The organism is Paraburkholderia sp. MM5496-R1 (genome assembly GCF_050436205.1).
Lineage (GTDB): Bacteria > Pseudomonadota > Gammaproteobacteria > Burkholderiales > Burkholderiaceae > Paraburkholderia > Paraburkholderia tuberum.
In genome coordinates this window covers 1,567,963-1,589,701 of the sequence record NZ_JBNDLT010000002.1, presented here as the reverse complement: position 1 = coordinate 1,589,701, position 21,739 = coordinate 1,567,963, and the positions used below count along the sequence as shown (strand labels likewise).

Here is a 21,739-nt window from a genome sequence, read left to right as displayed (position 1 = left end):
ACCGCGAGACCGTATCGTCGTCTTCAGGCCTTTCTGCCCCGCACGACCCCCTTGATCCAGATGCCCGGCGCGTAGACCATCGGGCAACTCGCATACAGGAACATCCGAATCCGCAGCCCGAGCTTCACGCCGGCGCTGCGCGTCACCAGCCCGAGGCGTTCGCCGAGGCTGCCCGCTTCGAACATCGCATGGATGAACTGCTCGCGCGCGAGCTTCGGCGCCATCGCCGCGCGCATGCGTTCACCGACGCCGGCGATCTGAGCGTCGCGCTGCAGTTGCGCGAGCTCCGCGAGTCCGTAGCGATTGCTTTGCCGCATCCGCGCGATCAGCTCGTCGACCGACTGGTAGCGGCGCTTGCGCGAAAGTCCGCCGCGCCGATAGCGCACCAGCGGCTCGCGCAGACTGATCGCGCCGCCCGACAGGATCGCGCGCAGCACCATGATCTGATCCTCGGCCGCGGCGCCCGGCAGCATCGGCCCGAAGCGCTCGATCAGGCGTCGCGACCACGTATGTGCCGCGCCGATCAGCCATGGACGCTCGACGAGCCAGTCGTCGAAGCTGCGATAGCGATCGAGCTCGGTCGGGCTCACGCGCTCGTGCACGTGACCCGCTTCGTCCATGTCGGCGAGATCGGTGGCGATCAGGTCGGGGCGGCGCCCATGCGCGAGCCAGCAGTCGACGACGCGCTCGCAGCGCTCGGGCGTCGACATGTCGTCGCCAGCGGCGACGAACAGCAGTTCGCCGTGCGCGAGCTGCGCGAGTTGCGACAGGTGCGCGCTGATGCCCTGGTTCACGGTATTGCGCCGTGCGATCACGCGATGCGGGCCCGCGTAGCCGGCGAGCGCCGCTTCGATCGCGGCGTAGGTGGCGTCGCTGGACGCGTCGTCGGAGACGATGATTTCGAGCGGCTCGTAGGTTTGCGCGAGCGCGCTGCGCACGGCGTCGCCGATCTGCTCTGCCTGGTTGTAGGCGATCAGCAGCATCGAGACGAGCGGGCGGGTGGTGTCGACGGTTGCGGCGGACGGCGGGCTATCGGTCATGGAGTCGGGACGAAGGCGATTGGCCTAGATTCTAGCCGCTGACGGCCGCGCCGCGCGACGCACGCGGCAAACCCGGGCACCCCGAGCTGAGCCCGGCGAAACCCATCCTTTACAATTGCCGCTGCCCCGAAACTGCGCACCCACGGCCTCGCCCGCGCGTGCGCCTCAACGAGACCGATCCTTGTCAGAGCCAACCCGCGACGCAGCCCTCGACCCGAACCGCCGCCCCCTCACCGACATCGCGCTGACCGCCCAGGCGCTGAAGAACAGCGGCGGCGCCGAGCGTTACACGCGCGACGTGATCGCCGGCCTGCATCGCATGGGTTTGCGCCCGACGCTGTTCGCGCGCGAGATCGACCGCGCGCTGCCCGAGGCCGCGTGGATCGATGCGCAGCCGCTCGACGTACGCTGGGCGCCGCGCAAGCTGCGCAACCTCGCGTTCGACTGGCGTCTGAAGCAGCGGTTGAAGCGGCATCGTCCGGCGTGCGTGTTCTCGATCAATCACTCGACGCATGCCGACGTCGCGTTGTGCGGCGGCACGCATCCGGGTTCGCTCGAAGCCGCGGGCCGCGCGCCGCGCCGCAGCGACGAATGGCAGATCGAGCTCGAGCAGCGCGTCTACACGCGGGCGCGCTCGATCGTCGCGCATTCGCAATTGATGAGCCGCGAGTTGCAGCGTTTTTATGACGTGCCGGCCGCGCGGATCGACGTGCTTTATCCGCCGGTCGATACCGCACGCTTCAGGCCGCTCGACCCCGCCGCGCGCGCGGCCGTGCGCCGCCAGCTCGGCGTGCCCGACGATCGCGTGATGTTCGTGTTCTCGTCGACGAGTCACGAGCGCAAAGGCTATCCGCTGCTCGAAGCGTTTTTCTCGCGCACGACGCTGCCGGTCTGCCTCGTCGTCGCGGGACGCCCGGTGCCGAAAACCGGCGACACAATTCGTTACGCGGGTTACAGCAAGGAGATCGAAAAACTGTTCGCGGCCGCCGATTTTACGGTCGTCGCGTCGGCGTACGAGCCGTTCGGGCTCGTCGGCGTGGAGTCGGTGATGTGCGGCACGCCGCTCGTGATCGCCGACAACGTCGGCTCGGCGGAGACGGTGACCGGTGCCGCGAAGATCGAGTTCTCGCGGCAGACCGCGGGCAGTTTCGAGCGCGCGATCGAGCAGGCGGTCGAGCGCGTGAAGAGCGGCGCCGCGCGCATCGCGACGCCGCGCGACAGCCTCGTGTACGACCCGAGCGTCGACGCGCACGTCGCGGCGCTTTACGAGGTGTTCACGCGGGGATGAGGGCGGCGCTCCGCGCTCGGGTTGCCGCTTCTCGTCAAATCAAAATCAATCGCGCGGCTGCGTCTCGGGCACGAGCGCGGCTGGCGCCGGCGTGGTCCGCGCATCGCTTCGCAACTCGCGCTTGCGTGCATCGATCACCGCCAGCAGCGTCGCCACCAGCGAGGCGAGCAGCACCGCCACCATCATCGGCACCAGCACGTCGATAGTGAGCCCGAAGATCACCGTGCTCGCCGCGACCGCGAGACCCGCGTACGACGCGGCGCGAATCGCCGGATCGGTCGCATGCCGGTGTCGCCAGAAATACACCGTGATCCCGTAGTAGAACAGCAACAGGCAGATCACGCCGACCGCGCCCATCTCGGCGAGCGTCGAGAAAAAGTCGCTATGCGCGCGCTCGTTGACGATCTCGGCCTTCACTTCGCCGCGCTTCGCCATCACGCCGAGCTCGTCGACCAGATGGCCTTTGCCGACGCCCCACACCGGATGCCGCTCGAACATCATCCGCGACGCGTTCCACAGTTGCAGGCGCAGGCCGGTGGCCGTGTCGTCCTCGCCCTTGCGCATCATCGACACGTCGTTCGGCACCTCGGCAAAGCGCTTCTGAACCCGTTCGGTCGACAACAGACCGCCCGCCCCGATCACGATGACGAGCGTCGCGATCAGCAGGCGCTTCTTGTGCGTGAACCAGTGGTACTGCATGCCGAGCAGCACGACGAACACCGGCACGGCGACCCAGCCGCCGCGCGAGCCCGACAGAAACGATGCATAGCCGCCCGACACCAGCGCGAGCACGCGCGGCACCAGCACGCGCCAGTCGCGCGGATTGTCCCAGCCAAGCGTGAACACCGACAGGAACCCGAGCAGCAGCGCGGTATCGCCGAACGGAATCGCGTTCGTGTACGAGTTGTTCAGCCGGTTCGCGTCGGTCCAGCCGCCGGGCGGCTGATCGATGAACGCCCATGCGCCGACCGCGAGCGCGCCGGCCGCGCAGCCCCAGCCGATCAAGCGCAGATTGCGCGACGGCAATTGCCGCAGCAGCAGGAACACCAGAAGCGCGAGCACGAAACGCGACGCATTGTCGAACTCGCGTGGCAGCCAGTAGCCGAGCACCAACTGCTGCGCGCCGATCCCGACGACGAACGCGAGCATGCCGATGGTGAACCAGCGGTAGGTCCGCAACGCGGAGAAATAGCCCGGCATGCGCCGGTTGACGATGGCCGCGCCGAGCGCGAGCGCGACGAGCGCGAAAAAGCAGTAGCCGGTGCCGCCGCGCCACACCAGATTGACTGCCGGCGCGAGAAACAGCAGAGCCGACGTGAGCCAGACCAGACTGGAAGCAAAAATCATAGATCTACGTTATCGATGAAAACACTACCGTTCCGGTGGTGAAATTGCAGGGGGACGCCGGACCATTTGAGTTTCTCAAGACGGTAGAGCGATCCGGATTATAACCATGCGCTTCCTTGCGAAATGCTTGCTGCCGAACGCGGGGAGGTTGCGCTGGTCCGCGGCATGCGGGTGGGGCGGGCGCGGGTGGCGTCTGTCGTGCGAGCAGGCGGGGGCGGTACAATCGCGCGACATTCATGGCCGGGGCGCGGCGCATGCCGCGCCCCGCGCCCAGCTCAACGGACCGACTCGATGTTCTCAATCATCATCCCGACCTGGAACAACCTGCCTTATCTGCGCCTCGTGATCAAAAGCCTGCGCCGTCATTCGACGCATCCGCACCAGCTCATCGTGCACGTGAACGACGGTTCGGACGGCACGCTCGCGTGGGTGCGCGACGAGGGCATCGAGCACACGGCGTCGCCCGGCAATATCGGCATCTGCCACGCGGTCAATATTGCGGCGGCGCGCGCGACGCAGGATTACATCGTCTACATGAACGACGACATGTACTGCTGCCCCGGCTGGGACGACGCGCTCGTCAAGCGTCTCGCGCAGATGCCGGCCGACAACCTGTTCATGTTGTCGGGCACGATGATCGAGCCGGTCGATTCGGGCAATCCATGCGTGGTCGTGCGCGACTTCGGCCGCGACGCGCAGGCGTTTCGCGCCGACGAGCTGGTCGCCGCCGCGGCCGGTCTCGTGCGCGCCGACTGGCGCGGCGCGACGTGGCCGCCGACGCTCGTGCATCGGGACTGGTGGTTCAAGGTGGGCGGCTACAGCAGCGAACTGAGCCCCGGCATGAGCAGCGACAACGATTTCTCGATGAAGCTGTGGGACGCGGGCTGCCGCGTGTTCGTCGGCGTCGGCGACAGTCTCGTCTATCACTTCCAGCAGAAGAGCACCGGCAAGATCGTGAAGAACGACGGGCGTCGCCAGTTCCTCAACAAGTGGGGGATGACACAGGCGACCTTCGACCGCTATTACCTGCGCCGCGGCACCGCCATCGACGGCGCGCTCGCGGTCAGCGAGCCCGAGCGCACCGGCCGGCTGCGCCGTGCGCTGCTGAAGTCGCGCATCAAGCGCGCGTTGGGCTGACGGGCGTCGAGCCGAAAACGGCTGCTTGACGCGCTGCGTGTGTCAAACGCCGCGCGTTACGAGCGGCAGCACCGTCAGATCCGGATGCGTGCCGTCGACGATGCTGCGTCCCACGTGCACCGCTTCGGAGAGCGCGTCGGCGAGGCTCGCGAAGCTCTCCTCGCCGTCCGCGTGAAACGGCACCGCATGGCCGGGAAGCTGGGGGTTGGCGCCCGGATGGCAGACGTAGCCTAGATACGTGTAGCGGCTGGTTTTCGCGGCCGCATCGGCGGCATGCGCCGGGTCGGGCGGATCCTTCGCGACAGGTGACACGTGTATCTCGAAGCCCTCGTATTGCACCGTCTGCCAGCTTGCGGTTTGGTCGGCCATGACCGCCTCCGTCCGGGTCTGTCCTGTCCAAAAGTCTAGGTGATTTGCCGCCAAAACGCGCGGGCCGCCGGCTACGGCCAAACCATGACGGCTTCGACTATGGAGGCGCTCCTGGGAAGTGGGTTGATGAAGCGCATTCTGCTGAGATCGGCGACGTTTTGATAATTGGGCCGCAGTTGGAGAGATTTTCGTTTAATTTTTGAAATTAGGCGGTCTGCAGGATCGCGTCCGCCAGAACGCCCCGGCTGGTTCTCCTCGGATAAAATGTTGCGCTTTGCCTAAATCCGACTTCGCTCATGTGGTTCAAAAACCTTCAGCTGCACCGTCTGCCCGCGCCGTGGTCCGTTAACCCTGAACAGATGCAGAAGTGGCTCGCGCCGTACGCGTTCGCGCCCGGCCAGAGCATCGAGATGCAGGCCCAAGGCTGGGCGCCCCCGCGCGACGGCGACTCGCTGGTCTACGCAATGAACGGTCAGATGCTGCTGACGTTCCGTGCCGAGAAGAAGCTGCTGCCCGCGTCGGTCGTCACCCAGGTCACGCGCGAGCGCGCGGCCGAGCTCGAGGAGCAGCAGGGCTTCAAGCCGGGCCGCAAGCAGATGCGCGATCTGAAGGAGCAGGTCACCGACGAACTGCGGCCGCGCGCGTTCAGCATCCGCCGCGATACGCGCGTGTGGATCGATTGCACGAATGGCTGGCTCGTGATCGACGCGGCGTCGCAGGCGGTCGCCGACGATGTGCGCGGCCTGCTCGTGAAGTCGATCGACCAGTTGCCGCTGATGACGGTGCGCGTCGCGCAGTCGCCGGTCGCGGCGATGACCGGCTGGCTGCTCGACGGCGACGCGCCGGCGGGTTTCACGCTCGATCAGGACACCGAGCTGCGTTCGGCCGCCGAGGGCAACGCGACGGTGCGCTATGTCGGGCATGCGCTGGACGCCGAAGACATGCGCCGCCACATCGAGGCGGGCAAGCAATGCATGCGGCTTGCGATGACGTGGAACGATCGCGTGTCGTTCGTGCTGACGCCGTCGCTGACGATCAAGCGCGTCGCGCCGCTCGACGTGCTCAAGGAAGCGAGCGACCCGACCGCGCAGAACGACGACGAGCGCTTCGATTCCGACGTCGCGCTGATGACGGCCGAGCTCGACCGCATGCTGCGCGATCTGCTCGATGCGCTGGGCGGCGAGCAGGGCGAGCAAGGGTTCGCGTTGCCGCAGGCCGTCGCGGCCTGAGCGTCAGATTCTCGCGCTGTCGAGCGCTTCGACGACGGTCCAGTAAGGCGTGATCGAGCGCAAGCGGATCGGGTAGGTCCGCTGCAGCAGCGCGAGCGTCGCGTCGGTATCGGTGAGCTGATAGATGCCCGACACGCGCAGATCGGCGACGTCGTCGGCATAGCGCAATACGCCGGCGTGATAGCGCGCGAGTTCGTCGACGAGATCCGCGATACGCATGTTGTTCGCGTAGAGCAGGCCACGCGTCCACATCGCCTCGCGCGGGTCGAGCGCTTGCGGCGCCGCGACGCCGAAGCGTGTCAGCGTGCACCGTTGGCCTTGCGTCAGCACCAGCGCCGCGCCTGATGCCGGCCTCACCAGCGCGTCGCCGCGAAACGCGGCCACGCGTGTGAAACCATCCCCTTGCCTCACGCTGAACTGCGTGCCGCGCGCTTCGACGACGCCTTCGGCCGTCTGCACGAGCAAAGGCGCATGAGTCGTTCGGGCGCCCGGTGCGCCGCCAACATCGCTCACGGGCCGCACCATGATTTCCCCTCCGAGCAGATCGACGCGCCGAACCTTCGCCTCGAACGCGGCGTTGATCGCGCTCGCGCTGCCCAGCGTGATATGAGTGCCGTCCGCCAGCAGCACGTCGTCCAGTTCGCCAGTCGCGGTGTGGAATTCGGCGGTCCACATCTGCCACGGCAAGCGGCTCGCGAGCCAGCCCGCGGGCGCGGCGATCGCAAGCCCCCAGAGCGTTTTCAGCGCGCGCCGCCGTCCCTGCGACACGCCGGCAGCATCCGCGTCTTCGCGTAGCGCGGGGCCGACGTCCGCGGGCACGGCGCCGGTTTCGCGCCGTAATTGCTGCGCTCGCCGAAGCATTTGGTTAAAGATGCGGTACTCCGGACGCATTTGACAAATGTGATTTAAATTGAATTTAGCAGATCGGGATTTAACGATTTATATCTGTTAATAATGATTTGCGGCGGATATTCGGATCGAGTTCACAGCGAATTGACTCAATACCTTATCCTAAGCGGAAGCGTAGGCCCAGATTGCGTCAGGACATGCAGATCCATTGTCATCGATACAAAAAATTTAGGCTATGTATGGATCGTTACTTTTCGTGAATTCTTAAGCAGAAATGCGGCTAATTGCGCTGCAATAGAACGTGGCATTTTTGTCACGAATTACAGCGTGCCGGGTTTAGCTGACGAGCGTGTAAATCTGATGAAACTCTTCGCATGCGCACGGCGCTGACGACGGTCTGCGCACAGCCGGCCACTCATGAACCCCGGTAAAACTCCGTGCGCTGCCGCACCTTCGATGCAGACGAAAAAACGACAGGCGTATCAAAGGCTTGCGGATTTTCCCGGGAAGTTATGCACAGATTTGCCAACAAAAACTGTGGGTAACTTCGAGCGTGTCGTCGCGCGTCGAAGCGCCGTTAGTCTTCGAGCGCCCACGCGCGCTTGCGGCGCTGCAGCGCCGAGCCGATCGATACCGCCGCGCCGATGCCGCCCATCGTCAGCGACAGCGCGACGATCAGTGGGCCGGTTTGGGTGCTCGCCGAGAACACGCCGACGAGCAGGCCGGCGAGCGGCTGCGTCAGGTTGTTCAGCAGAATCGCGACGCCGATGGTCTTGCCGTAGTCCTCGGGCGGGATGATCTGCAAACGCGCGCTGCGGATGTAGACGTTGAACATCTTGTCGAAGCCGACGATCAGCAGGAAGCCGAGCGCATAGCCCCACGGCGACGCGCTCGCGCCTGCGATCACGCCGCCCGCGCAGATCGTCACGAATGCGACGAGACCGAGCACGCGCGCCGGCCATCCGGCGCGCGCAACCGTCAGCAGCACCAGCACCGTGGCGATCGCGCCGGCCGTTTGCAGACCGGCGTAGTAGCGGCTCGATTGCGCATGCAAACCCGTCACCATCGCCGCCGACGTCGCAAGCGTGACACCGATGACGAGGTTCTCCGCGGCCGCGAACATGATGACCTTCTTCAGGCCCGGCAGCGTCCACACGTGATCGAGCGCGATGCGCAGCGGCGTGGTCCAGTGGGCGGCGGGCGTGAGCGATCGGGCGGACACAGGCGAAGGAGCGCGAAAGCCGCTCAGTCGCTGCCAGACGAACAGTGCGGCGTCGGCGCACAGAAACAGCACGCCGGTCGCGGCGACCACCGATTCCCAATGCCACACACCGAGCAGCAACGCGGCGAGCATCGGCCCAAGCACGAAGCCGAGCTGATCGGCCAGTTGCGAATACGCGAGCACCTTCTGGATCTGCTGCGTGCTGAAGATCTGCGGCAGCATCACCTCGCGCGCGACGAGCCCTTGGCTCGTCAGCACGCCGCACGCGGCCGACAGCGCGATCAGCCAGCCGATGCCGCCGAACAGCGCATACGCGGCGATACCGCCGAAGCATGCGAGCGCACGCACCGCCTGGCTCAGCCGCATCAGGCGCAGCGGTGGAAAGCGATCGCAGAGCGCGCCGAAGAACGGGAACACGAGGTAGCGCGGCAGCGTTTCGATGAAAAACGCGAGCCCCGACCACGAGACCTGGCGCGTCGTTTGAAACACCACGAGCGGCACCAGAAAGAGCAGGATCTGATCGGCGAGACGCGCGATGAACAGCGAGCAGAAGAAGGCCTGATGGTTGACGCGCACCGTGGTTGTCTCGCCGTGTTGGGGTCGAGACCGATCCTATCAAAAGATCGCGCGGGCGAGGGGGGCGCCCGCTGGCCGCCGTCCTATTCGCCGCGATACGCCTGTTCGAGCGGCGCGATATCAAGCTTGACCATCTTCATCATCTGCGCCATCACGCGGCTTGCCTTGGCGCGATCCGGGTCGCGCAGCATCTGCAGCAGCACGTTGGGCGCGATCTGCCACGACACGCCGAAGCGGTCCCGCAGCCAGCCGCATGCCCACGGCTCGCCGCCGCCGTCGAGCAGCTTCGACCAGTAGCGATCGATTTCCTCCTGCGAGTCGCAGTGCACGAACAGCGAGATGGCCGGCGTGAATTTATATTGCGGGCCACCGTTCAGCGCCATGAACTCCTGGCCTTCGATTTCGAAGGTGACGGCGACGACCTTGCCGGCCGGTCCTGGGCCGGCGTCCGTGGCGTGCAGCGTGGTGGCGATGCGCGACGCCGAAAACACCGACGTGTAGAACTCCACGGCTTCTTCCGCGTTGCCGTCGAACCACAGGCACGGCGCGATTTTCTGCATGACGTTGCTCCTTCGGGATTGGTGTCGGTGGGCGTGGGCGTGCGATTGCCCGCCGCCCATCGGCCGCTCACTTCTTCTCTTGGGACGAACAGTCCATCGCGGCCATCGCCTGCTGGATTTCCTCGGCGCTCAGGTCGCGCTTGTGCGTCGCGAGCGACCAGTTGTGGCCGAACGGGTCCTTGACCTGGCCGTAGCGGTCGCCCCAGAACATGTCGGTGACGGGCATCGTGACGGTCGCGCCCGCGTCGACCGCCTGTTTGAAACTCGCGTCGACGTCCGGTACGTAGTGGTGAATCGTGACCGGCGTGCCCTTCAGCGTGTTCGGGCCGAAGCTTTGGTGCTCGGGCCATTCGTCGGTCAGCATCAGCATGGAGTCCCCGATTTTCAGGGTCGCGTGCATCACCTTGCCGTCGGGGCCGGGCAGACGGATCTGTTCGACGGCGTTGAAGGCTTTCGTGTAGAACGCGATCGCTTCGGCGGCGTTCTTGCAGATCAGGTACGGCGTGAGCGAGTGCATCCCGTCCGGGATCGGTTTGGCTGCGGCGCTGGACATGACGGTGACTCCTTGAAGTAACGGTTCCTCAGGGGAAAGACCGGCTGCATGAGCTGGGTCTTCAACGTTACGACGAGTTGGTCACCGTCGGATCGACACTCCGAAAAAAATATTTTCAGGCGCGGGGGAGGGCGGCCCGCCATTTATCCCGCCGGATTGTCCTCGTCCGCCGGCGGCGCGGACGACGGCGCCGTGCTGCCCGCCGGCGCGCCGAGGATGCTGATCTGGAACGTGGGCGTCGCGGCGAGCGACTGCAGCGTCGCGTCCTCGGGGATGCGCTCGTCGAGCGGCAGGATCACCGAGCCGCCGATGACCGCGCGCCGGCTGTTGTCGGCCGGGCGCAGGCCCCACACGTCCTGATAGACGACGGGGACCGTGGCGCCGTTGCGCGTCGTGTTGCCGAGGTACAGCATCACGTGGCCGCCGATGTAGATCAGCGTGCGCAGCGGCACGCCATGCCGCGCCAGATAGTCGAGCCGTTCGGCGGGTGTCGACTCCGACAGATCGACCATGCGGCCGGCGCTCATCTGCGTCGACGAATGGCGCGGCAGCCACACGCCGAACGCGGCGAAGATGCTTTGCAGTTCCGACGAACAGTCGTTGTAGAGCCCGCTATTGCCCCAGCCGTACGGCCGACCGATCAGCGCCTTCAACAGCATCGCGAGATGGCGCGGCGTCGCGGCGAGCGGCATCGGCGTGATCTGCGTGGCGTCGAGCGACGCGGTGCGGATCAGCGCGCGGCCGTCGACGTCGCGTGCGGGAACGAGGAGCTGGAGTGTGCCTGCATTGGTGCTGGTCGCGGCTGGCGATGCCGAGGCGCCCGCCACCAGCGGCAGCATCGTCCCGGCCGGGGCAGCGAAGCGGAACACGCCGTGGCCGTCGTTGACCGCCGCCGACGCGACGATCACCGCCCCTAGCGACTTCCCGGCCGCCGCGCGCCATTGATCGATGAAACCATCGTCGGCGAACGCGACGCCGTCGCTGCGCACCCAGCCCTGTACGTCGGGCGTCTGCACGTAATGCCACGCGCCGTCGACGCTGCTACCGAGCACATAGAGCGGCGTGCCGGGTCGCACCGCCGAGATCTGCAGGTTGTCGAACGGATAACCCTCGCCGGCCAGGCGATGGTCGTAGAACGACGGATCGGTGGTAGGCAACTCGCGCACCATCAGGTTGCCGGTCGCGATCGCGCGCCGCTCGGGCTGATAGACCGGTGTTTGCGTGAACTGCGCGACGTTGATGTTGCGCGCGATCGCGTCGATCCACGCCTTGTCGTGCGGCCGGAAGTTTTCGCCGTAACCGATGATGCTGCCACGCTTGCCGGTGTTGTCGAACCTGTCGATGCGGCGCTGTTGCAGTGCCGCAATGTCCTCGCCCTGCTCGCGAAACACGTGTGTCGTCACCCAGGCGGGATTCCACGGCGACGGCGCGTTCTCGCCCGTGCCGAAGTAGCGCGCGAACAGCGCGTCGAAATGTGCGCGCTGCTCGGCGGCGCTGAGAAACGGCCGATCGTAGTCGGGGCTGTTCGGATCGAGCCAGTGATCGACGTTCTGGTCGTAATGGGCGAGCGAAAACAGCGTGACGTTGTCGACGAACGCGTGCGTGCCGCGCGGCGGCGTTGGCGTGCTGCACGCGGCGAGCGTCGTGACGGCGACGCACAGCACAACGGCGCGGCAGGCACGGCGGGAGAGAACGGCGACGGGCATAAAGATTCGGCGTATGAGGTGCACGGCCAAGATGATACGGTGTCGGCGATGCGCACGGCGCATCGGATGTTGGGCGGGGACGCGCGCGGCTTCGATTACACTCGCTTTATCCGCCCACCCGCGCGTCGCCACGCGCGACAATCGCCAGGGAGTCCGCCATGAAAACCAGCGCACGCAATCAGTTCAGCGGCGAAGTCACCGACGTCAAGCACGGCGCCGTCAACGACGAAGTCACGCTGCGCACGCCGGACGGTCTCGAGGTCGTCGCGATCATCACGCACGGCAGCGCGAAGTCGCTCGGGCTGGCGACCGGCAAGCAGGCGTTTGCGCTCGTGAAGGCATCGTCGGTAATCGTAATGGTCGATGTCGAGAGGCAGCAGGTGTCGGCGCGCAACTGCATCGAAGGGACCGTCGCGGCGGTGACGAAGGGCGCCGTCAATTCGGAAGTGACGATCAGTGCCGGCAGCGCGCAGATCGCGGCGATCATCACGAACGGCAGCGTCGAGCGCCTCGGCCTCGCGAGCGGCAAGGCGGCGACGGCGGTTTTCAAGGCGTCGAGCGTGATCATTGGGGTCGATCAGTAAAAGGCCCGGGCCTCTGGGACGGGTACTCAACGAGCTCTCACTGATCGCGGATGGCGCGAACGATGATCCCGTCCCATCCAAAAACAATCCTGTGAGCGTCCATCCGGAAGATCGCAAAACAATTGTCGCTATCTACGACAACGGTTGTAGCGGGCAACCCGGTTTCATTCACGCGAAGGTCGAACTGTTTCTTCAACGCCGAAAGCGTGTCAATTCGCTTGACGGTAAAACCTGTGTTGGGCTTGCAGGTTTCACTGTCGAAGCTCATGGATTGCGGCGTAATTGTCGTCGTCATGCCGAGAATCCGTTTTGCTTCGGGGATGCCACCAGAAATATCGGCATAGTCAACTACATCGGTCACGACCCAATTGCCGATGAAATCATTAATCGTAGCGTGTGGTGGTGTTTGTGCCGCGCACACGCTCGCCGAGGCGGTCAGCGTGAGAGCCACATACGAAAAAAGCTTGTGGCCTGTCATTGTGCCGACTGCCGGAAGGGAGAAACCAAGGACGGAGAGTCGAGAACCGACGGGGACGGCGAGCGTAGACGCGCGGCGCGTGTCACAGCGTTCGACACCCGCGCGCGGGGATTGCGCTTGCTTTACACTTCACCCCTTACCGCTTGCCATCCCGCTCTGATCACGGACGCCGTCATGTTCGAAGTTTCCTCCACCTCGCATCTGCCCAAAGCCGCGCAATATGAAGAACTGGTCGCGCAGGCGCGCGCGCTGCTGGCCGGCGAAACGGACTGGATCGCCAACGCCGCGAATTTCTCGTCGTTCGTCTTTCATTCGTTGAGCGATCTGAACTGGGCCGGCTTTTACTTTCACGACGGCCGCGAACTGGTGGTCGGCCCGTTCCAGGGCAAGCCCGCGTGCGTGCGCATTGCGCTGGGCAAGGGCGTCTGCGGTACGGCCGCGCAAACCCGTCAGACCCAGGTTGTGCGCGACGTGCACGAGTTTCCCGGCCATATCGCATGCGATTCGGCGTCGCAATCGGAAATCGTCGTGCCGCTCGTCGCGCCCGACGGCACGCTGATCGGCGTGTGGGATGTCGATAGCCCGGTCGTCGCGCGCTTCGACGAGGAGGACGCGAAGGGCATGGAAGCGTTGTGCGCGGTGTTCATCGAGGCAGCGCTGCCGCGCGGCGTGTAGCGTCGCCGGTCCGCTCCGCTTCGGCCAGCAAGTCGCGCACCGCGAGGCGTAACGGAGGGCCAGGAACGCATCACGCGTCGGCGCGATGTTCGCGAAGGCGCACACGCGTACGCACGCGGACCCGACCCTCGCGCCGATGTTGGCCGCGTTGGGCACGTGGGCGAGGTCGCCGGATGCGTCGTTGGCTGGCCGCAATCTGCACCAGAGGGCGCAGGCTGTGTTGGAGCAGACGGGGTGTGACGTGGCGGCTGAGAGGTTAGGGCTTGTTGCTAGTCGCTGCAATCTGCGCAATCTGACACGCCGGGACCGAAAAAGTACATTCTATCGGGCCGTTTCAATCTGCTGCAGTTTTCGCGTAACCGCAGCTTGTCGCGACCGGCCGCAGCCGACCCCTATGTATAGATCTCAACTATGTATAGGTTGGCTCGAAGGCGGGTATCGGCCCCTGTTCCGCAGGGCTTGAGGGGCCGACGGATCTTTACATAGTTATAGCGTCTGTAAGAAGCGGATGAGCGAATCCGGCGCACGAAATCGCCGCATCTTGGTCGCGGGAGCTTCCAGCCGAGCGAGTGCCTTCTCCTTGATGGCGAGGTCTGCCTCAACGTAGCGGTGAGTGGTATTGGTGCTCTCATGTCCGAGCCAGAGTGCGATCACGTTGAAGGGCACGCCCGATTGCAGCAGGTGCATCGCCGTGGTGTGACGCAACGTATGCGGTGAAACCTGCTTGTTGGCAAGGCTCAGCAGGCTGGTCGCGGCGCGGGCGACGGCAAGATCCAAGCGTTGCCCAACATTACAGCGAGTCATCGCGCGCCCGTCGCGATTAGGAAGCAAGGCTGCTTCAGTTCGCAGTTGTGGGTTGAGGCGCAGCCATGCGCGGATTTCCTGCACAGTCGTCTTCCACAGCGGTACCGATCGTTGTTTGCGACCCTTGCCCTGCAGGTGCACGCAAGCCGCTCCGTCGAGTACGACATCGCTCACGCGCACGCCGATAATCTCGGACACACGAGCGCCGGTGTTGTAGAGCATCGCCATGAGTAGATGGTCGCGCTGCGAGGACCAGGTCGGTCCGGGTTGCCCCAGGACTGCCACCATCTCTTCGCGAGTGAGGAAACCCAGCATCGGGCGTTCGAAGCGCTTCATCGGCACCGCCAAGGCTCGCTCTACAACATGTAGCGAGGCGACATCGCGTCGGCCGGCAAACTTCAGGAATGCGCGCAGCCCGGTCAGCCGCAGATTGCGGCTGCGAACCGAGTTGTTCCGCTCGCGCTCCAGATGATCCAGGAATGCCAGGATCAGATCGGGCTGGATGTCCACGAGTTGCATCGCGGTCGGCTCCTTGCCCAGCTTGCGCCCGGCGAAGTCCAGAAACAGCACCAGGGCGTCGCGGTAACACGCTACCGTGCGCGAGCTGAGCGCGCGCTGTGTGACCAGGTATTCGGTAAAGAACTGCTGCACGAGCGAAGCGAATGAAGGCGGCTTGGGTGCGACGGCATTACGCATCGGGCACCTCCACCTGGGGCATGAACGACTCGAATCGCTCTGCAGCCAAACCCATCAACTCCGGAACCGCCGAGAGGTACCAATACGTGTTGGTCACCATGGCGTGCCCGACGTAGGTCGACAGCGATAGCATCGCCTGATCGATATCAACACCCTGCGTGTGCCATCGCATGATGCGGTGCACGACGAAGGTGTGCCGCAGATCGTGGATACGCGGGGCGTGATGGGTCCCGCGGTTGCGCCAGTTCAGGTTCTCGCGTAGCCCTTTGAAGACGCGATGTACCTGGCGCTCGCCCAGCGGCAGTCCCCGGCGTTGACCGCGCGTGCCGACGAAGAACGGTGCGTCCTCCTGCACGGACTCGCCAGACAGGTCACGCGTCAACCGATAGCGACGCAGGGTTTCGATCGTGGTGGGGTGCATAGGTACCTGCCGCGACTTGCCGAACTTGGTCTGGTGGATGGTGAGCATGCCGCGCGTGAGGTCGACATCCTCGATGCGCAGCGCCAGCGCTTCTGAGATTCGCAGCCCCGTGCTGGCGACCAGTCCGAACAGTGTCTCGAAGATGATTCCGCGCAAGCCCGGGGCCGGCCCAAGCTGTCGAGCGGCAGCCAGCAGATCAACGATCTCGCTCTCGCTATAGATATGCGGTGCCTGTCGCTCCGGCAGGCGACCGAAGATCGCATCGTCGGGAACCTCGGTACGCGGCTCGAACTGTTGCAGCCAGCGCATGAACGAGCGCAACTGTTTGAGTCGTCTCGCCCACGTGTGCGGGTCGCTGCTGCCATGGCTGTCGCGTCGCGCCCAATCGGCCATGACCTCCACAGTCAACGGTCCGCGGTGACCGATGGACTGAACGTGCCGTGCGAAGCTGCGTAAGGCATAAGCCGGGCTGCGTAGACCAAACCCGAGGCCGCGGCGCTCAGTAAGGTAGCGCTCAACGTACGCGTGCAGAGAGAGGACGGCGCTCATGATGGGCTCCCCGGCCACGGCAGCGCCACCTCGACCAATTTACGGCTGTCGAGCTTGGCGTAGATTAGTGTCGTGTTCAGGGACCGATGGCGCAGCACGTCGGCCACCTCCTTGAGGGAGGAGCCGCTTGCCAGCAGTCGGTTTGCCATGGTGTGGCGAAGCAGGTGTGAGCCTGTGTATGGCAGCCCAGCGCGAGCGTAGGCCTGGCGAATCGTCTTGCGCACGAGATCGGGGCCTGCGGGCTCGCCGCGTGGGGCGACGTGACGTACGAAGACAGCGCGATTGCGGGTCTTGGGACGTTCATCCTTCAGGTACGCGGCAATCGCTGCGCCGGTGGTCGATGGCAGCGGCAGTACGTCTTCCCGACGCCCCTTGGTGTGCCGGAGTGTGATCGTACCGGCGCGCCAGTCGATGTCATCAAGGCCGAGCCGCGCAACTTCACCGCTGCGAAGCCCAAGATCAAGGGCACATCGTACGATGGCGGTACGCCGCATCGGGCAGCGGCCGGCTTGGCCGAGAGACCCGATCAGCCGCTCGACTTCTTCGGTCGTCAGGGTCTTGGGCAGCGAAGCCAATTGCCAGTTGGCAGGATACGAGAGCGCGCCGATGAGCCCATGTACAAGATCGCCGAGTGACGCGCGGTAGCGGAAGTAGCCGCGCAGCGCGGCCACCACTGCGCCGGCACTCGCCGGCTTGCTGTAGAGCTTTGCCTCTTGGGCGAAGAAGCGGCGCACGTGCTCAGGCCTGACCATCGGGATGTCGATGACGTAGTCGCCGAACCGCGAGGTCAGGAACCGACCTACGATGCGTAGTGCCGACTCCCGGGTCTTGGGAGCGAGGCCACGAACATGATCCATGTACTCGTCGTACTGGCGTAGTTCTTCGCTTACCGGCGCTTTGCTCACGACCGGTGGGGTGATCACTCCTCGAGCGCGTAGCACTACCAGCAGATGCCCTAGTGCAGCGCTCAGACTGGGTCGATGGCGTTGAACGACACCGTCGCAACGGCAGGACGGAAGGTGCTCGTTCAGAAACTCGGCGAGCACTGATTCGTCGATGCGACAAACATCCACACGACGGCGATGAATCCATTGCGCAAAATGATCGATGCTGCGCACGTAAGTGGCAAAACTGTTCTTGGCGTAACCACGGTCCGCCAGATATTGCACGAACGCATCGACATGAGGCGCCAAGGGCCCCACGTCGAGCCAGTTGCTGAAGCTGCGTTGAGGCAGTCGGACGTTTCCCATGACGGTCTCCTGAAGTGGAACCACCACTGGACTCCGATACCAAAACTATGTCTAGAAGATCGCTGACCGGCCTGCCACCAGCCGCGCTGCGCCTACATTACGCGAATTCGAAGCCAGCAAACTATACATAGTTGAGATCTATACATAGGGGTCGCTATGCAAAGCTTTACATAGCGACCCTGAACAGCCTTTCAGTTCTACCAATAACGGCCGTTCAACATACGCGGCTAACCACCGCGGTTTACACGCCAGCCAGCGCTGGCAACTCCACGCCATACGAACTGCGTTCGGACCAGCGGCTCATCGGTGGTTGATGCATCACTTGGCTCGGATGCGGCGCGCTATCGACGCGCTTCTGTAAGCGCGATGGATTGCGGGCGTTTTTCTTTTCGAGAATGGCTCGGCTCAGAAATTCGGCGCTATAGGCTTTCAGCAAGTGTGCATGATGCGTTTCGATATACGAGGCAATCTGCTCCTGTTCGCCGTCAATCATGGCCAGGGACATCAGCGTGTGCTCATCCCAACGGAAACGCAGGCCGAGTTCGTCGAAAGCGATGTTATAGGCAGAAACTTGTGCCTGGACTTCCGCGTCATGCGCGCTGTCGCAAACATGGAATTGAGAGGGATTCATGGTCGACTCCTTCCGGCAAATGGCCTGAGCAGAGAATAGGAGACGGCATAAATAAACAACAGTTAAAGTTTCTTCTACTAACCATACTAATTTGTTTATGCACGTGGAAGGCACTCATTTTCTCGGAGTGCTGCAATAGTACAGAGCATCACACGACATCCGACGACATCCAGGGCAGTGAGAGAACCCAGTCGCGCGTGCGCTCCGATCCGTTCAATTTCCAAATCGAACGCCCGCTGGGCGAAACCCAATTTCAGAGGTCTGCGGGCGAAAATATTACATGCCGGTCGACGGCTGGAAGACTTGCCGTTGGCGGGGGCCGCGTTCCGCATCACCGCGGCCGATCCATATATTATGGATACCTAATGCAAATCATAAAATATTTTAACTTCCGTTTATCACCGTTCTCGCGCAGCATCCCCTCACCCATGCTGCTCGCGCAATCGCTTGCACTCCACTGTTGTGCGTTCAACGAGCAAGGGGGTTTCGGTAGTGCAAGTTAGTGCAATACCCTCTGGCCGACCATTGGCGCTTCATTGCCGCAGGCGAACTGGCGACGAAGCGATTCGATCACGTAAGTCCAACGCGCCGCTTGAGCGCGACGGAATATGCAGGAGACGAAGGCATGGGACATTCGAACGTATCGGATGGCGGCCGCGCACGATTCTGGCATCACCGGTGGGTGCAACTCGCTATCGGCATCGTGTGCATGGGGCTCGTCGCGAATCTGCAGTATGCGTGGACGCTGTTCGTCGTACCAATGGACAACGCCCACCATTGGGGGCAGGCAGCGATCCAGACCGCATTCACGATTTTCATCGTCACTGAAACTTGGCTCGTACCCGTCGAAGGCTGGCTCGTCGACAAGTTCGGGCCACGCCCGGTTGTAACCGGCGGTGCGCTGTGCGCAGCGCTCGGCTGGATCATCAACGCGCATGCGAGCAGTCTCGCGGAGCTATACGTCGCAGCAGTCATCGCCGGCATCGGCGCGGGCTGTGTGTATGGCACCTGCGTCGGCATGGCGCTCAAATGGTTTCCGGACAAACGCGGTCTCGCAGCCGGTTTGACAGCGGCGGGTTTCGGCGCCGGCGCGGCCGTCACAGTGATACCGATCGCCAACATGATCCAGCGTTCAGGCTACGAGCACGCGTTCATGTTCTTCGGCATTTTCCAGGGTGTCTGCATCCTGCTGCTCGCCACCATGCTGGTAAGGCCAAAGCCGCCCGCCAGTGCGATCCCGACTAGACGTATCGTTGCAAGCAAGATCGACTACACGTCCGGCGAGATGGTCCGCTCGCCGCTCTTCTGGGTGCTGTATCTGATGTTCGTGTTCGTTGCGGCCGGCGGCATCATTGCGACCGCGCAGCTTGGGCCGATCGCGAAGGAATACGGCTTTGCCAAGCTGCCTGTGAGTTTGATCGGCATCACGCTGCCGCTCCTCACGATGACGCTGTCGATCGACAACCTGTGCAACGGACTCACCCGTCCCTTATGCGGCTTTCTGTCGGACCGCATTGGCCGCGAAAACACGATGTTCATGATCTTCCTCGGCGAAGGCGTGGCGCTGCTAGGGCTGATGCAGTTTGGCCACAACCCGTATGCATTCATGTTCTTCGCGGCCGCCGTTTTCCTCTGCTGGGGCGAGATCTTCTCGATCTTCCCCGCGACCTGCGCGGACACGTTCGGCAGCAAATACGCCGCTGCGAATGCGGGGACGCTTTACACGGCGAAGGGTACGGCCTCGATGCTGGTGCCGGTCGCATCGCTTCTGTCGGCGAATGGCGGCTGGAGCACGGTGTTCATCTCGGCGGCAGTGATATCGATCGCGGCCGCCATATCCGCGAAGTTCATCCTTGGACCCATGAGAAAGCGCTGGATCGAAAACTCGGGCGTGCCAGCAGGCGTAGCCATTGCCGAAGCACGACTGCAGCAGTGGCCAGGCGGCTCGTCTGAATAAACGACAGCGTGAGTGCACCGCTCACGACCAACCACACAACGCTCCACCACCAGGAGACATGTCATGGCAGAAGCCGACCAGCTCACAACAGACGGCACGTTGAAACAACGGACGACCGAAACGACCGACGGATTCCATCTCGTCATCGATGCACTGAAACTGAACGACATCAATACCATATTTGGACTGGTCGGCATCCCCATTACCGACCTGGCGCGACTGGCACAAGCCGAAGGAATGCGTTTCATCGGCTTTCGTCATGAGCAGCACGCCGGCAACGCGGCAGCCATATCCGGCTACATCACGCAGAAGCCGGGCATCTGCCTGACCGTGTCGGCGCCGGGCTTTCTCAACGGCCTGACCGCCCTCGCCAATGCGACCACTAACTGTTTCCCGATGATCCTGATCAGCGGCTCGAGCGAACGCGAAATCGTCGATCTGCAGCAAGGCGATTACGAAGAAATGGATCAGTTGAACGCGGCCAAGCCTTACGCGAAGGCTGCATATCGCGTTCTGCATGCGGAGGATATTGGCATCGGCGTAGCGCGTGCGATCCGCGCGGCGGTGTCGGGCCGACCAGGTGGCGTGTATCTGGATTTACCGGCCAAACTGCTTTCGCAAACGCTGGACGCCGTGAAGGCGCAGCAGTCGTTGGTGAAAGTCGTCGACGCCGCACCGCGTCAACTGCCGGCGCCGGAATCTGTCGAACGTGCGATCGAGGTGCTGAAGAACGCCAAACGTCCGTTGATTCTGCTGGGCAAGGGCGCGGCGTACGCGCAGGCTGACGCCGAGATCCGCGGCTTCGTCGAGCAAAGCGGCATTCCGTATCTGCCGATGTCGATGGCCAAAGGCCTGCTGCCCGATACACACGAGCAATCGGCGTCAGCGGCGCGCTCGTTCGTGCTCCAGGAAGCCGACGTGGTCGTGTTGATCGGTGCGCGTCTGAACTGGCTGCTCTCGCACGGCAAAGGCAAGACGTGGGGAGCGCAGCCGAAGAGATTCATCCAGGTCGATATCTCGCCGACGGAAATCGACAGCAACGTCGCGATTGCCGCGCCGGTGATCGGCGATATCGGCTCATGCGTGGCGGCGCTTCGCACCGGCATCGACGCGAGCTTCGGCAAACCGGACGCCGAGTGGATCGGAGCGATCGCCGAGCGCAAGAACAAGAATCTCGCCAAGATGGCCGCGACGCTCGACAAGAACCCGTTGCCGATGAACTTCCACAGCGCATTGCGCGCGATTCGCGATGTGCTGAAGACGCGCCCGGAAATCAACGTCGTCAACGAAGGCGCGAATACGCTCGACTACGCGCGCAGCATTATCGACATGTACGAGCCGCGCAAACGCTTTGATTCGGGCACGTGGGGAATCATGGGTATCGGTATGGGCTTCGCTATCGGCGCAGCGGTAACGACAGGCAAACCGGTTGTCGCGATCGAAGGCGATAGCGCGTTCGGATTCAGCGGTATGGAACTCGAAACGATCTGCCGTTACGACTTGCCGGTTTGCACGGTCGTATTCAACAACAACGGCGTGTATCGCGGCACCGACGTGAACCCGACGGGCGGCAAGGACGTCGCGCCGACCGTATTCGTGAAGGGTGCGCGTTACGACAGGATGATCGAGGCATTCGGCGGTGTTGGCTACAACGCGACCACTCCGGAAGAACTGGCGAAGGCGTTGCTCGAGGCTATCGCATCAGGAAAGCCGACCTTGATCAATGCCGTCATCGACGAAGCGGCCGGAACCGAAAGCGGCCGACTGACCAATCTGAATCCGCAAAGCGCGGCAATGAAGAAGTAATCAGGCTAACTC

20 protein-coding genes are annotated in these 21,739 nt (G+C 63.7%); 7 read left to right on the top strand and 13 right to left on the bottom strand.

Annotated features, from left to right (window positions below; all coding sequences use genetic code 11):
- Positions 1-23: 23 nt before the first annotated feature.
- Positions 24-1,040 carry a glycosyltransferase family 2 protein gene (locus OKW38_RS14270; RefSeq protein ID WP_429361992.1) on the bottom strand — a complete coding sequence of 339 codons (1,017 nt, stop codon included), beginning with the start codon at positions 1,038-1,040 and terminating at the stop codon, positions 24-26.
- Between the two features lie 181 nt (positions 1,041-1,221).
- Between OKW38_RS14270 and OKW38_RS14265 the strand changes: the two genes are divergently transcribed.
- Positions 1,222-2,328 carry a glycosyltransferase family 4 protein gene (locus OKW38_RS14265; protein ID WP_429336005.1) on the top strand — a complete coding sequence of 369 codons (1,107 nt, stop codon included), beginning with the start codon at positions 1,222-1,224 and terminating at the stop codon, positions 2,326-2,328.
- 45 nt (positions 2,329-2,373) lie between these two features.
- Here the strand turns inward: OKW38_RS14265 and OKW38_RS14260 are convergent, their stop codons facing one another.
- On the bottom strand, positions 2,374-3,675 hold the full coding sequence (locus OKW38_RS14260; RefSeq protein ID WP_090803677.1) for an O-antigen ligase family protein: 1,302 nt from the start codon (positions 3,673-3,675) through the stop codon (positions 2,374-2,376).
- Positions 3,676-3,966: 291 nt separating this feature from the next.
- Between OKW38_RS14260 and OKW38_RS14255 the strand changes: the two genes are divergently transcribed.
- Positions 3,967-4,812 (top strand): glycosyltransferase family 2 protein, encoded by an 846-nt coding sequence (locus OKW38_RS14255; RefSeq protein ID WP_184045841.1) that lies wholly within the window; start codon positions 3,967-3,969, stop codon positions 4,810-4,812.
- Positions 4,813-4,854: 42 nt separating this feature from the next.
- Here the strand turns inward: OKW38_RS14255 and OKW38_RS14250 are convergent, their stop codons facing one another.
- Positions 4,855-5,181, bottom strand: coding sequence for a hypothetical protein (locus OKW38_RS14250; protein WP_429361990.1), 327 nt, complete (start codon positions 5,179-5,181; stop codon positions 4,855-4,857).
- A 296-nt stretch (positions 5,182-5,477) separates the two neighbouring features.
- Here OKW38_RS14250 and OKW38_RS14245 point away from each other — a divergent pair, with 296 nt between their 5' ends.
- Positions 5,478-6,410, top strand: coding sequence for a recombination-associated protein RdgC (locus tag OKW38_RS14245; protein WP_429361989.1), 933 nt, complete (start codon positions 5,478-5,480; stop codon positions 6,408-6,410).
- 3 nt (positions 6,411-6,413) lie between these two features.
- Here OKW38_RS14245 and OKW38_RS14240 read toward each other — a convergent pair whose 3' ends face one another.
- From OKW38_RS14240 to OKW38_RS14220, 5 genes are all read right to left on the bottom strand, one after another.
- Complete coding sequence (locus OKW38_RS14240) at positions 6,414-7,229, bottom strand: FecR family protein (protein ID WP_429361987.1); 816 nt, start codon at positions 7,227-7,229, stop codon at positions 6,414-6,416.
- 607 nt (positions 7,230-7,836) lie between these two features.
- Positions 7,837-9,057, bottom strand: coding sequence for an MFS transporter (locus OKW38_RS14235; protein WP_429361985.1), 1,221 nt, complete (start codon positions 9,055-9,057; stop codon positions 7,837-7,839).
- 83 nt (positions 9,058-9,140) lie between these two features.
- Positions 9,141-9,617, bottom strand: a complete 477-nt coding sequence (locus OKW38_RS14230; RefSeq protein ID WP_187611002.1) for a VOC family protein — start codon at positions 9,615-9,617, stop codon at positions 9,141-9,143.
- Between the two features lie 67 nt (positions 9,618-9,684).
- Positions 9,685-10,170: a VOC family protein gene (locus tag OKW38_RS14225; protein WP_187611001.1), complete on the bottom strand. Its 486-nt coding sequence runs from the start codon at positions 10,168-10,170 to the stop codon at positions 9,685-9,687.
- Positions 10,171-10,313: 143 nt separating this feature from the next.
- Entirely contained in the window at positions 10,314-11,876 is a 1,563-nt protein-coding gene (locus OKW38_RS14220; protein ID WP_429361984.1) for an SH3 domain-containing protein, read from the bottom strand.
- Between the two features lie 158 nt (positions 11,877-12,034).
- Between OKW38_RS14220 and OKW38_RS14215 the strand changes: the two genes are divergently transcribed.
- Positions 12,035-12,460: a TOBE domain-containing protein gene (locus OKW38_RS14215; RefSeq protein WP_429361982.1), complete on the top strand. Its 426-nt coding sequence runs from the start codon at positions 12,035-12,037 to the stop codon at positions 12,458-12,460.
- Between the two features lie 37 nt (positions 12,461-12,497).
- Here the strand turns inward: OKW38_RS14215 and OKW38_RS14210 are convergent, their stop codons facing one another.
- Positions 12,498-12,938 (bottom strand): hypothetical protein, encoded by a 441-nt coding sequence (locus OKW38_RS14210; protein ID WP_429361981.1) that lies wholly within the window; start codon positions 12,936-12,938, stop codon positions 12,498-12,500.
- Positions 12,939-13,112: 174 nt separating this feature from the next.
- On the opposite strand from OKW38_RS14210, the gene OKW38_RS14205 reads away from it, so the two are divergent.
- On the top strand, positions 13,113-13,613 hold the full coding sequence (locus tag OKW38_RS14205) for a GAF domain-containing protein (protein WP_018419924.1): 501 nt from the start codon (positions 13,113-13,115) through the stop codon (positions 13,611-13,613).
- Between the two features lie 486 nt (positions 13,614-14,099).
- Here the strand turns inward: OKW38_RS14205 and OKW38_RS14200 are convergent, their stop codons facing one another.
- From OKW38_RS14200 to OKW38_RS14185, 4 genes are all read right to left on the bottom strand, one after another.
- Positions 14,100-15,113 (bottom strand): tyrosine-type recombinase/integrase, encoded by a 1,014-nt coding sequence (locus OKW38_RS14200; protein WP_429359809.1) that lies wholly within the window; start codon positions 15,111-15,113, stop codon positions 14,100-14,102.
- The gene (locus OKW38_RS14195) at positions 15,106-16,083 is read right to left on the bottom strand and encodes a tyrosine-type recombinase/integrase (protein WP_429359807.1); all 978 of its coding nucleotides are present in this window, start codon (positions 16,081-16,083) and stop codon (positions 15,106-15,108) included. The genes OKW38_RS14200 and OKW38_RS14195 overlap by 8 nt, the downstream gene beginning before the upstream one ends.
- Entirely contained in the window at positions 16,080-17,333 is a 1,254-nt protein-coding gene (locus tag OKW38_RS14190; RefSeq protein WP_429359805.1) for a site-specific integrase, read from the bottom strand. Before OKW38_RS14190 ends, OKW38_RS14195 begins: the two co-directional genes overlap by 4 nt.
- A gap of 241 nt (positions 17,334-17,574) precedes the next feature.
- Entirely contained in the window at positions 17,575-17,964 is a 390-nt protein-coding gene (locus OKW38_RS14185; RefSeq protein WP_429361979.1) for a hypothetical protein, read from the bottom strand.
- Positions 17,965-18,589: 625 nt separating this feature from the next.
- On the opposite strand from OKW38_RS14185, the gene oxlT reads away from it, so the two are divergent.
- Both oxlT and oxc read left to right on the top strand, forming a co-directional pair.
- Positions 18,590-19,921 carry an oxalate/formate MFS antiporter gene (oxlT, locus tag OKW38_RS14180; RefSeq protein ID WP_429336015.1) on the top strand — a complete coding sequence of 444 codons (1,332 nt, stop codon included), beginning with the start codon at positions 18,590-18,592 and terminating at the stop codon, positions 19,919-19,921.
- A gap of 63 nt (positions 19,922-19,984) precedes the next feature.
- Positions 19,985-21,727 carry an oxalyl-CoA decarboxylase gene (gene oxc, locus OKW38_RS14175; RefSeq protein WP_429336016.1) on the top strand — a complete coding sequence of 581 codons (1,743 nt, stop codon included), beginning with the start codon at positions 19,985-19,987 and terminating at the stop codon, positions 21,725-21,727.
- Positions 21,728-21,739 lie beyond the last annotated feature (12 nt).